We start from the raw sequence: 11,622 nt of genomic DNA on the forward strand, positions 1-11,622 counted from the left end.
CGATGACGCGATCTTGAACGGTGAGGATAGGCAGAGGAGTAAAGAGTCCGCGCCAAGGATGGCGCGGCTCGAGCCTACATGGATGTATTTACGGCGTCTTTACGATCTGCCTGTTCTCTCCGTCGCGGGCACTTTGTCAATAACCTCAAACCGCCTAATATTCAAGGCGGTTTTTGCTATTTTCAATCGTTATCAACCATGGTTAAAAACGATAAAATCATTCCCACTCGATTGTTGCAGGTGGCTTGCCGCTGATATCATAAACTACGCGCGAGATACCATTGACTTCATTAATGATGCGGTTTGAAACGCGGCCAAGGAAGTCGTATGGCAGATGTGCCCAATGTGCAGTCATGAAATCAACTGTCTCTACCGCACGTAGAGAGACAACCCAATCATATTTACGGCCATCACCCATCACACCGACTGAACGTACTGGCAGGAAGACAGTGAAAGCCTGGCTAACTTTATTGTACAAATCAGCTTTATGCAGCTCTTCAATAAAGATAGCGTCAGCACGGCGCAGTAAATCGCAATACTCTTTCTTCACTTCGCCCAATACGCGCACACCTAAGCCCGGCCCAGGGAAAGGATGGCGGTACAGCATGTCGTATGGCAGGCCAAGCTCCAGACCAATCTTGCGCACTTCATCTTTAAACAGCTCTTTCAGCGGCTCAACCAGGCCCAGCTTCATCTCTTTTGGCAAACCGCCCACATTGTGGTGAGATTTAATCACATGCGCTTTACCGGTAGCTGATGCAGCCGATTCGATCACATCAGGGTAAATCGTACCCTGTGCCAACCATTTCACCTGCTCTTGTTTACAGGCTTCTTCGTCGAAGAGTTCGACAAAGACACGGCCAATGATTTTACGTTTCGCTTCTGGTTCGTCCACACCCGCCAGTGCCGAAAGGAAGCGATCTTCTGCCGCCACATGGACAATATTCAGGCCAAATTTATCGCCAAACATTTCCAAGACCTGATCCGCTTCATTTAAGCGTAATAGGCCGTTATCCACGAATACACAGGTCAGGCGTTTACCGATAGCGCGGTGCAACAACATGGCCGTCACTGAAGAGTCGACACCGCCACTTAACCCCAAGATCACATGATCGTCGCCGATTTGCTCACGTAAACGGACAATGGCATCTTCGATAATGGTGGCAGATGTCCATAGCGCTTCACAGCCACAGATACCCAGCACGAAACGCTCCAACAGGCGCTGGCCTTGCTTAGTGTGCGTCACTTCAGGATGGAACTGGACACCATAAAAACGTTTTTTTTCGTTAGCCATAATGGCAAACGGACAGGTATCCGTGCTGGCAACCGTGACAAAATCAGCAGGGATCTCCGCAACTTTGTCACCGTGACTCATCCAAACATCCAATACGGCTTCGCCTGCCGGATTGATGGCATCTTTGATATCACGGATCAGCGCGCTGTCAGCTTTAATTTCAACTTGCGCATAACCAAATTCACGCTGATTTGAACTCTCAACTTTGCCGCCCAGTTGTATCGCCATGGTCTGCATGCCATAGCACACCCCCAACACCGGTACACCAGCAGTAAACACATAGTCTGGCGCACGCGGGCTACCATTTTCTATCGTACTTTCAGGGCTACCAGAGAGGATGATACCGCTTGGATTAAACTCACGGATTTGGGCTTCGGTTACATCCCATGCCCATAGTTCACAATAGACACCAATCTCACGCACACGACGCGCCAACAATTGGGTGTACTGCGAGCCGAAATCGAGAATAAGGATGCGATGCTTATGGATATTTTTTGTCATGTGTGGCGTATTCCAAAAATACCCTGCTTACTTGACATTACCGTGGTGCGAGCACGAATCACTGACTTCGAGACCCGTTTATTTGCTGCCTTACTGCAACGCCAATGACTTTGGGTATTGATTTTAAAATAAAAAATAACCATCTGATGACCAGCACCAGATGATTATTTAACTAATTGTTACATCATACGATAATTAGGTGACTCTTTAGTAATCGTCACATCATGCACATGGCTTTCTTGAATGCCGGCACCACTGATGCGGACAAACTCCGCTTTAGTGCGCAATTCATTGATAGTGCCGCAACCTGTCAGCCCCATGCAAGAACGCAGGCCGCCCATTTGTTGGTGCACGATCTCTTTCAGCAGGCCTTTGTAGGCTACGCGCCCTTCGATACCTTCTGGAACCAATTTATCGGCCGCATTATCGGTTTGGAAGTAACGGTCGGAAGAGCCTTTGGACATCGCGCCCAACGACCCCATGCCACGGTAAGATTTGAAGGAGCGACCTTGATACAGTTCGATTTCGCCCGGAGACTCTTCAGTACCAGCCAACATAGAACCAACCATGACGCAAGAAGCCCCTGCAGCAATCGCTTTGGCAATATCGCCGGAGAAACGGATACCACCATCAGCGATAACCGGAATACCGGTACCTTCCAGTGCTTCAACAGCATCGGCAATCGCGGTAATCTGTGGAACACCAACACCGGTAACAATGCGCGTCGTACAGATTGAACCTGGGCCGATACCCACCTTAACCGCACTCACACCAGCATCTGCCAACGCTTTCGCCCCAGCACCGGTTGCGACGTTACCGCCCACAATTTGCAAGTTAGGATATTTAGCGCGAGTTTCACGGATACGTTGCAGAACACCTTCAGAATGACCATGAGAGGAGTCTATCAGTAATACATCAACACCAGCGGCGACCAGCGCGTCGATACGCTCTTCATTGCCAGCACCGGCACCAACAGCGGCACCAACACGCAAACGGCCATGCTCGTCTTTACAGGCATTTGGCTTACGTTCTGCTTTTTGGAAATCTTTTACGGTTATCATGCCGCGCAAATGAAAGCTGTCATCAACGACCAACACTTTCTCTACACGTTTTTCGTGCATTTTTTGCAGCACAACTTCGCGGGTTTCGCCTTCTTTGACCGTCACCAAGCGCTCTTTCGGTGTCATCACCGCGGTCACTGGTTGATCCAAATCAGTCACAAAACGAACATCACGGCCAGTGATGATCCCAACCAATTCGTAATCTTCGGTCACCACCGGATACCCGGCAAAACCGTTACGGGCGGTCAATTCTTTAACCTGACGGAGGGTCGTTGTTGGGGTAACAGTCTGTGGCTCAGTAACAACACCACTTTCATGTTTTTTCACGCGGCTGACTTCTTCAGCCTGGCGCTCAATGGACATATTTTTGTGAATGAAACCCAAACCGCCTTCTTGTGCTAGCGCAATGGCCAGACGAGATTCGGTAACGGTATCCATGGCTGCGGACAGCATAGGAATATTCAGGCGGATAGTTGCGGTCAGTTGAGTGCCAAGTTCTGCCGTGTTAGGCAAGACTGTGGAGTGGGCTGGAACCAGGAGAACGTCATCAAATGTTAGTGCTTCTTTCGCGATACGTAGCATGGGCAATATCTCACCAAGGTGAATGTGAAAAAGATAAAATATTGCCGTGGCATTATACAGAGCGTAATCGATTGCCTCCAGCACTTTCTCATAATATTTCTTGCCAACCAGTTTGAGGCAGGTAATATCGGTTAATTAAGTCCTTGTTTTAAAATTTGATCCAGGTCACATGTCGCAATCTTCCGCCTCCTCAATTTTTACTGTCAGCCGCCTGAATCAGACGGTACGAGAACTATTGGAAAGGGAAATGGGCCAGATTTGGCTCACTGCCGAGATTTCTAATTTCTCTCAGCCCGCTTCTGGGCACTGGTATTTCACGCTGAAAGATGATCGGGCGCAAGTGCGCTGTGCCATGTTTCGTAACAGCAACCGCCGCACCACTTTCCGTCCGCAGAATGGCCAACAAGTTTTGGTCAGGGCATCAATTACCCTGTATGAACCCCGTGGTGATTATCAGTTAATTGCGGAAAGTATGCAGCCTGCCGGTGATGGGTTGCTGCAACAACAATTTGAACAGCTTAAGCAACAATTAGCGGCCGAAGGGCTGTTTGATCAAAGCCACAAACAGCCACTCCCTCACCCCGCCAAACAAGTGGGCGTAATAACGTCTGCCAGTGGGGCTGCGCTGCATGATGTGCTGCATGTGTTACAGCGCCGTGATCCATCGCTTCCAGTAATTATTTATCCCACATCAGTACAGGGCGTTGATGCGCCATTGCAGATAGTCCGTGCGATCCAGTTGGCGAACTTACGTGCTGAATGCGATGTATTGATTGTTGGCCGCGGTGGCGGATCGCTAGAAGATTTGTGGAGTTTCAACGACGAACGGGTTGCCCGCGCTATCTTTAACAGCCATATCCCTATCGTCAGTGCTGTCGGCCATGAAACCGATGTCACTATTGCCGATTTTGTTGCTGATTTACGCGCCCCAACCCCTTCGGCTGCCGCCGAGCTAGTCAGTCGCAATCAGATTGAGCTCGTTCGTCAGATTCAAGGGCAACAGCAACGAATGGAAATGGCGATGGATTACTATCTGGCGCAACGCAACCAGCAATTCACCCGCCTTGAACACCGTTTGCAGCAACAGCATCCGCATTTACGTTTAGCCCGTCAGCAAACATTATTGCTGAAATTACAACGTAGGCTGGAAGAGAGCGCACAAACACAGATCCGCTTATTAAGTAAACGTACCGAGCGGCTGCAACAGCGTTTGCAGCAAGTGCAGCCTCAGGGGCAAATTCACCGGTATAACCAGCGGGTACAACAGCAAGAATATCGTTTACGTCAGGCTGTAGAGCGCCAGCTCAATGGCTATCGCCAACGCTTTGGTATCGCCTGCTCCCAGCTAGAGGCCGTGAGCCCACTGGCAACACTGGCCCGTGGCTACAGCGTGACACAGACGCCAGCAGGGGCGTTATTGAAGACCACCAAGCAAGTACAGGCCGGTGATAAGCTGACTACCCGGTTGCAAGACGGTTGGGTGGAAAGTGAGATTACCCAAGTCACCGTAGCGAAGAAAAGCCGTCAGAAAAAAGTAGTGACGTAGTGACGTAGTGACGTAGTGACGTAGTGATTATAGCGGCAAGGATGGGGCTGCCAGTAAAACCATCAGCCTCTAACACTCTTTCGTTGATCATTTCCCCACCTGATAAGCCGTCAGCTTACCGGTAAGTAATTGAAGAGGACACGCCGTTTTGAGATTAATCCATGTCCGTGTTGGCAAAAATAATCAACGGCACCACAGGCTTTCAGGACTTGCAGAGGTTGCGCACAATCAGGGCACTCTGCTTGTTGTTGATAGTTACCATGGCAGGTCTCGCAATGAAAGTGGCCACTCACCTCAGTCATCGCCTTCTGGCAAACCGGACATAATGCATCCACTTTTTCTCTCCTATATCTCAGTTGAAACCCACATATCTCAGTTGAAACCTACATCACACCCAGCGAACGTAAAAAGTAGATCCCTAACGCCGTGGTGAAAAATGAGCCAACCGTCGTCATGGCGATAATATTGGCCGCCAAGGTCGCATTGCCTCCCATTGCTCGCGTCATAACATAGCTACCGGCAGCGGTTGGGGTGGCAGAAAACAGAAAGATCACCCCCAGCGTAGCACCACGAAACCCCATCAGTAAGCCACCCAACGTCATCAATATTGGGACTAAAAATAATTTTGCCACCGAGGATAGCGCTGCCACATTGGAAGAACGAAACATTGCATGCCAATCAAGGCTGGCTCCGGTACAGAGTAACGCCAAGGGCAATGCCAGAGCAGAAATATAGCTACCCGTTTGCACAATGACATGCGGAAGCGATAAGGTGGTTTGGGCAAAGAGTAGGCCACAGACTAAGCCGATAATCAGCGGATTCGTAACGATACCGCGTAATAGCGATAATTTGCTGACTTTGCCACCCTGCACAGCTTGCAGGCTACGGGTCAGTGTTATCACCGACAGCGTATTAAATAAAATCACCGTCACCGTCAGATACATAGAACCGATCGCAACCCCTTCGGTACCATAGGCTGTCATGGCAAAAGCTAAACCAACAATGGCAGTATTGGCCCTAAAACCGCCCTGAACGAACACACCACGCTCTCTTGGGTCTTTTACCAACCATTTGGCTGCTACTTCGAGCAGTAAAAAGGTTAGCAAGGTCCCCACCGCACCGTAGATAGCTAACGGCAGGTTATCCAGTAAACTTACGTGATTAGTGGCGACACTGAAAAACAGCAGACACGGCAGCGCTAAATTGAAGACCAGCCGAGTCGCACCATCGCAGAAATTATCATCGATTAAGCGACAGCGCCGTAATAACACGCCGAGCAACATCATCAGTAAGTTAGGTACCGTTACACTGAATGCGAAACTCCAGGTTTCCCAAGACATGGCTGGCTCTCAACTCTCTTTTCTTTAAACGGCCAGCGGCCAACACATCTGCAACTTGGAGTAACTTGGGTATATAACTATTTATATTTAGGTATATAACTATTTATATATAAAAAACCAGGTTATATATAAAAAACCAGGTTATATATAGAAAAAAACCAGGCTACTGACAAACCCCGATGACTCACTCTTGAACGGTGAGGATAGGCAGAAGAGTAAAGTGTCCGCGCCAGAGATGGCGCGGCTCAAGCCCCCAAGGAAGCTATTTTTATACAGGAAAACCGGCGTCTTTACTTGTTGCCCGTTCTCTCCGTCGTGGGCACGTTGTCAATAACCTCAACGCGGGATATCCGCGCGCTATTGAATTACTTACCTTTTTTCAGATGAGACATCAAACGTTTACGTTTACGCATCTGATTCGGTGTCAGCGGGTTGCGCTTACCGGCAAACGGGTTCTCACCCTCTTTAAACTGAATGCGGATTGGCGTACCCATAACTTTCAGTGAACGACGGAAATAGTTCATCAGGTAGCGTTTGTAAGAATCTGACAAGTCAGTAACCTGATTACCGTGAATCACAACAATTGGCGGGTTATAGCCACCGGCATGGGCATACTTCAGTTTCACCCGGCGACCACGAACTAACGGAGGTTGATGGTCTTCCTCTGCCATTTGCATAATACGGGTCAGTAAGGAAGTACCCACTCGCTTGGTAGAGCAATCATAAGCTTCCTGTACCGATTCAAACAGGTTACCCACGCCACTGCCATGCAAGGCTGAAATAAAGTGAATGCGGGCAAAATCAACAAAACCAAGACGCAGGTCCAGCATATCTTTCACTTGCGCACGGGCTTCTTCAGTCATGCCATCCCATTTGTTAACTGCAATAACAAGTGAGCGCCCACTATTGAGAATAAAGCCTAATAGGGACAGGTCCTGATCTGAAATTCCATCACGGGCATCAATAACCAACAGGACAACGTTAGAGTCTTCAATCGCCTGCAACGTCTTGATTACGGAGAATTTTTCAACCGTTTCAGTGATTTTACCGCGCTTACGTACACCCGCCGTATCAATCAAAATATATTCACGGTCATCACGCGTCATCGGGATATAAATGCTATCGCGCGTCGTACCCGGCAGGTCATAAACCACTACGCGATCTTCACCGAGGATACGGTTAGTTAGTGTGGACTTGCCTACGTTAGGACGCCCCACTATCGCCAATTTGATTGGCAAAGTCCGTGGGTCAAAATCATCTTCCGGATCTTCAGGCGGAACATCGTCACCTTGACCTTCCTGCTCAGCCCAATAGGCCGCATTTGCCTCTTCTTCGGTCAACTCAACTTCAGGTTCCTCGGCATCCATATAAGGTGCCATGACATCTTCAATCAGTTGAGTAACGCCACGCCCATGGGAGGCAGCAATAGCGTGAACTTCGCCTAAACCTAAAGAGTAGAAATCTGCTGTAGCAGTATCAGGATCAATGCCATCGGTTTTGTTAGCGACCAGGAAAGTGGCTTTTTCACGGCTGCGCAGATGCTGAGCAATCCCCTGATCCGCAGGCATCAAGCCAGCACGTGCATCGACCATAAACAGGACAATATCCGCCTCTTCAATCGCCAATAACGATTGACCTGCCATCTTGGTTTCTACACCATCTTCTGTGCCATCAATACCTCCGGTATCGACAACAATAAACTCATGCCCCTCGACCTCGGCACGACCATATTTACGATCACGCGTTAGCCCGGGAAAATCCGCAACTAATGCATCACGGGTATGCGTTAAGCGGTTAAATAAAGTGGATTTACCCACATTCGGGCGCCCGACCAGCGCGATGACAGGTATCATTGTTGAAGCCTCATTACTTAATTTTCAAAGCGTTACAGCGCTGCATCAAACCTTCAACAGCACAGTTTTTAGAATACAAACGGCCCCTGAGTCCCAGGAGCCGTTTTTGAGGTACTGGCCTGTCAAACAACAGGCGCTAAATCAGTATTAACGGGTGAACGCGTATACCGTACCGCTTCTTGCCTGAATCAACAGCTTATCGCTGGCAACCACTGGCGCACTCAGGAAACCTGAGCTGTCCACGCTCTGTTGAGCAACAAAACGGCCATCATCGGTATTCACCCAATGCAGATAACCTTCGGCATCACCTACGACCAGATAGCCATTATACATCACTGGAGCGGTCAAGTTACGATGCAATAAATCGCTTTGACTCCAAAGCGTTACGCCACCATCAGACTTCAGCGCGATTATACGGTCATTTTGATCAACGAGATAAATGCGCCCAGCGTCAACAATAAAGTCATTCACGGAACCTATCTCACGCTTCCACAGGATCTGGCCGGAACGCAAATCCAAGGCGGTTAGATTACCGTTATAAGCCAGCGCATAAACCACACCATCAACCACAACAGGCGTGATATCGATATCATTCAGGCGGTCAATTTCAGTAGCACCGGTCACTTGTGAGATACGTTGTTGCCAGATCAACTGACCCTGTTCCATCATCACTGCACTGACCCGGCCATTGTCACCACCGACAATCGCTGCACCAAATGCAACCGCAGGGGCTGATTCACCACGCAGAGACAGCGCAGGAGTATCCAGATTTAGTGTCCACTTGATCGCACCGTCAGACTCATTCAGCGCTTGCAGCATACCATTCGATGTGTGGATCAGTACTACGCCATCGCTCACCACAGGACGGGACAACGCCTCACCCGCAACGACGCTCTGCCATGCAACCTGACCATCATCGGCATTAAGCGCGTAAACCACCGCTTTTTCGCTGCCAACATAAACATGCGAGCCTGAAGCTGTTACGCCACCAGATAACATCGCAGAACGGTTGCTGGAGAGAAAATTCGTTTTTTCAGACAGATCGGTTTGCCAGATTTGCTTACCGGTGTCTGCATCCATGGCTTTCACTAAACCTTTGCGATCAGCAGCAAATACCGAAGTCCCCTGCCATGCAGGGCGCAGATGAGAGTAATAATCACCAACACCGCTACCAACAGACGTGCTCCACACCTTGGTTGGTGAGAATTGATTTTCAACCTTTGGCAGTGGCGACATAGTAACCACATCTTCTTCACTGTTAAACAGTGAGCAACCACTCAATAGGGCAACAGATACCAGTCCTACTAAGAGTGTTTTACGCAATTGCATGGGAATACCCCTTAGCTGGACAAGTTATTCAGTTTCATGCGCAACAATGCTTGCAGCGCCTGAGAAGCATTAGATTCGATAGCCTTACTATAAGCAGCGCGCGCACCTGCGGTATCACCTTTGCTTAATAACGCATCGCCACGAACATCTTGAGCCATCGCTGTCCAGCCATCACCTTGTACTGCATCCAGCGTTTTCAGTGCTTCATCTGGTTTTTTCAGTTGCAGTTGTACACGTGCGAGGCGCAGATTAATCAGCGACAACAGATTTTCATCTTTCGTCTGGCCCAAGGCTTGACTGAGTTGCTGTGCCGCTTTATCAAATGCATTTTGTTCAACAAAATCATGAGCCAGTTCTAACCCGACGAGTACGCCGTAGTTATTTTTATTGCCCTGAATAAACTTTTCAGCAAGGGCAATGCTATCAGCACTAACATTACCAGCACTGTTGGTTGACAAAGCAGTACTGACTTTCTGATAGGCAGAGGAGGCTTCCGTCATGGCAGTATTCTGATTACCCTGCCAATAACGCCAGCCCACTAATGCACCAATCCCGAGCACCACACCCACGGCGAGCGCTTTACCATTTTCACTAAAGAAACGGCGCACTGCATCAACCTGGTCATTGTCAGTGGTATAGACTTCCACGGTGTCTCTCTCCTTAACCCAACATCAAAGCCAGACGCGCAGCAACATCCGCTTGCGCCAGCGTTTCTTGTTCACCATTTCGCAAATCTTTTACAACGACTTGCTGCGCGGCCACTTCGCTTTCACCAAGCATTAAAGCGAAACGAGCCCCCCACTTATCAGCGCGTGTAAATTGTTTCTTAACATTACCGCCACCGTAATTGGTCATTATTTTTAGCGTTGGTAAGGCATCACGTAGGCTCTCAGCAAGTAGCATCGCAGCACTTTGCGCCCCCTCACCAGAGGAGATAACATAGGCATCTACTGTCGCTGGCACCTGGAAATCAGCATTAACAGCCTGCACCAGCAGAACCAAGCGCTCAAGGCCCATCGCAAAACCTACGGCAGGGGTTGCACGCCCCCCGAGTTGCTCTACCAAACCATCATAACGCCCACCAGCACATACTGTGCCCTGTGCGCCCAGACTGTTAGTTACCCACTCAAATACCGTACGGTTGTAATAATCCAAACCACGAACTAAACGTTCATTAACGGTATATGGGATGCTGGCCTTATCTAAAAGTTCACACAAACCGGTAAAATGTTGTTTTGACTCTTCATCCAGATAATCAGACAGTTTTGGTGCATCATCAAGTAACTGCTGAACATCAGGGTTTTTGGAATCTAACACCCGCAACGGATTGCTGTACATACGGCGCTTACAATCTTCGTCCAGTACGTCAACGTGTTGCTCCAGAAACGCCACCAGAGCTTCTCGATAATCAGCACGGGCAGCCAATGAACCGATAGAGTTCAGCTCCAGCTTCACATGTTCAAAGATACCTAATGCGCGCCACCAGCGGGCTGTCAGTAAAATCAGTTCGGCATCGATATCTGGCCCTTGTAGACCAAAGACTTCGGCCCCCAATTGATGGAACTGACGATAACGACCTTTTTGCGGACGTTCATAGCGGAACATCGGACCGATGTACCACAGACGCTGTTCCTGATTGTACAGCAGACCATGTTCAATACCAGCGCGTACACAGCCTGCAGTCCCTTCCGGGCGCAGTGTCAGGCTTTCGCCATTGCGATCGTCAAAGGTGTACATCTCTTTTTCAACTACATCGGTCACTTCACCGATAGCGCGTTTGAATAACGGGGTCTGCTCTACAATCGGCATACGGATTTCACTGTAACCGTAACCGCTTAGCACTTGCTTCAAGATGCCTTCGATCCGCTGCCATATTGCCGTATCGGCTGGCAGATAATCGTTCATACCACGGATGGCTTGAATGTTCTTTGCCACGTCTGTTCTCTATAGTTTTAGTGCAAAAAATAAAGCCGATTATAGAGGCTTGCCGCCCGCATATTCAATGGGAACGGCTCGTTAACTCTACTGGCACAATATAAAACACGGGCACAACATAAAACGGGCCAAGCCCGTCTGAGGTTATTGACAAAGTGCCCGCGACGGAGAGAACAGGCAG

9 protein-coding genes and 1 pseudogene are annotated in these 11,622 nt (G+C 49.1%); 2 read left to right on the top strand and 8 right to left on the bottom strand.

The genetic code is table 11. The features are described 5' to 3' along the window. Positions 1-78: 78 nt before the first annotated feature. Positions 79-150 (top strand): annotated as a pseudogene (locus AC971_RS24720) (gluconate 5-dehydrogenase); the annotation flags it as partial. A gap of 67 nt (positions 151-217) precedes the next feature. Here the strand turns inward: AC971_RS24720 and guaA are convergent. Further along, complete coding sequence (gene guaA / locus AC971_RS13570; RefSeq protein WP_025380843.1) at positions 218-1,795, bottom strand: glutamine-hydrolyzing GMP synthase; 1,578 nt, start codon at positions 1,793-1,795, stop codon at positions 218-220. 179 nt (positions 1,796-1,974) lie between these two features. Then, the gene (gene guaB / locus AC971_RS13575) at positions 1,975-3,438 is read right to left on the bottom strand and encodes an IMP dehydrogenase (RefSeq protein WP_002227862.1); all 1,464 of its coding nucleotides are present in this window, start codon (positions 3,436-3,438) and stop codon (positions 1,975-1,977) included. A gap of 169 nt (positions 3,439-3,607) precedes the next feature. On the opposite strand from guaB, the gene xseA reads away from it, so the two are divergent. Then, entirely contained in the window at positions 3,608-4,984 is a 1,377-nt protein-coding gene (xseA, locus tag AC971_RS13580; protein WP_025380844.1) for an exodeoxyribonuclease VII large subunit, read from the top strand. Positions 4,985-5,094: 110 nt separating this feature from the next. On the opposite strand, the gene AC971_RS22110 is transcribed toward xseA, so the two are convergent. The 6 genes from AC971_RS22110 to hisS form a co-directional block, all read right to left on the bottom strand. Then, on the bottom strand, positions 5,095-5,319 hold the full coding sequence (locus AC971_RS22110; RefSeq protein WP_038401967.1) for a zinc ribbon domain-containing protein: 225 nt from the start codon (positions 5,317-5,319) through the stop codon (positions 5,095-5,097). A gap of 48 nt (positions 5,320-5,367) precedes the next feature. Then, positions 5,368-6,324, bottom strand: a complete 957-nt coding sequence (locus AC971_RS13585; RefSeq protein ID WP_025380845.1) for an AEC family transporter — start codon at positions 6,322-6,324, stop codon at positions 5,368-5,370. Positions 6,325-6,689: 365 nt separating this feature from the next. After that, on the bottom strand, positions 6,690-8,177 hold the full coding sequence (gene der, locus AC971_RS13590; RefSeq protein ID WP_025380846.1) for a ribosome biogenesis GTPase Der: 1,488 nt from the start codon (positions 8,175-8,177) through the stop codon (positions 6,690-6,692). 147 nt (positions 8,178-8,324) lie between these two features. Beyond that, positions 8,325-9,506, bottom strand: coding sequence for an outer membrane protein assembly factor BamB (gene bamB, locus AC971_RS13595; RefSeq protein WP_025380847.1), 1,182 nt, complete (start codon positions 9,504-9,506; stop codon positions 8,325-8,327). An 11-nt stretch (positions 9,507-9,517) separates the two neighbouring features. Next, entirely contained in the window at positions 9,518-10,153 is a 636-nt protein-coding gene (locus AC971_RS13600) for a YfgM family protein (protein WP_025380848.1), read from the bottom strand. A 13-nt stretch (positions 10,154-10,166) separates the two neighbouring features. Continuing rightward, a complete protein-coding gene (gene hisS / locus AC971_RS13605; protein ID WP_025380849.1) occupies positions 10,167-11,441 on the bottom strand; it encodes a histidine--tRNA ligase in 1,275 nt (424 codons plus the stop codon). Between the last annotated feature and the right edge of the window lie 181 nt (positions 11,442-11,622).

The organism is Yersinia similis (assembly GCF_001053095.1).
Taxonomy (GTDB): Bacteria; Pseudomonadota; Gammaproteobacteria; order Enterobacterales; family Enterobacteriaceae; genus Yersinia; species Yersinia similis.

Coding starts and splice junctions, on each gene's coding strand:
- guaA (WP_025380843.1), bottom strand. CDS start 1,795: ATGACAAAAAATATCCATAAGCATCGCATCCTTATTCTCGATTTCGGC.
- AC971_RS13585 (WP_025380845.1), bottom strand. CDS start 6,324: ATGTCTTGGGAAACCTGGAGTTTCGCATTCAGTGTAACGGTACCTAAC.
- der (WP_025380846.1), bottom strand. CDS start 8,177: ATGATACCTGTCATCGCGCTGGTCGGGCGCCCGAATGTGGGTAAATCC.
- guaB (WP_002227862.1), bottom strand. CDS start 3,438: ATGCTACGTATCGCGAAAGAAGCACTAACATTTGATGACGTTCTCCTG.
- xseA (WP_025380844.1), top strand. CDS start 3,608: ATGTCGCAATCTTCCGCCTCCTCAATTTTTACTGTCAGCCGCCTGAAT.
- bamB (WP_025380847.1), bottom strand. CDS start 9,506: ATGCAATTGCGTAAAACACTCTTAGTAGGACTGGTATCTGTTGCCCTA.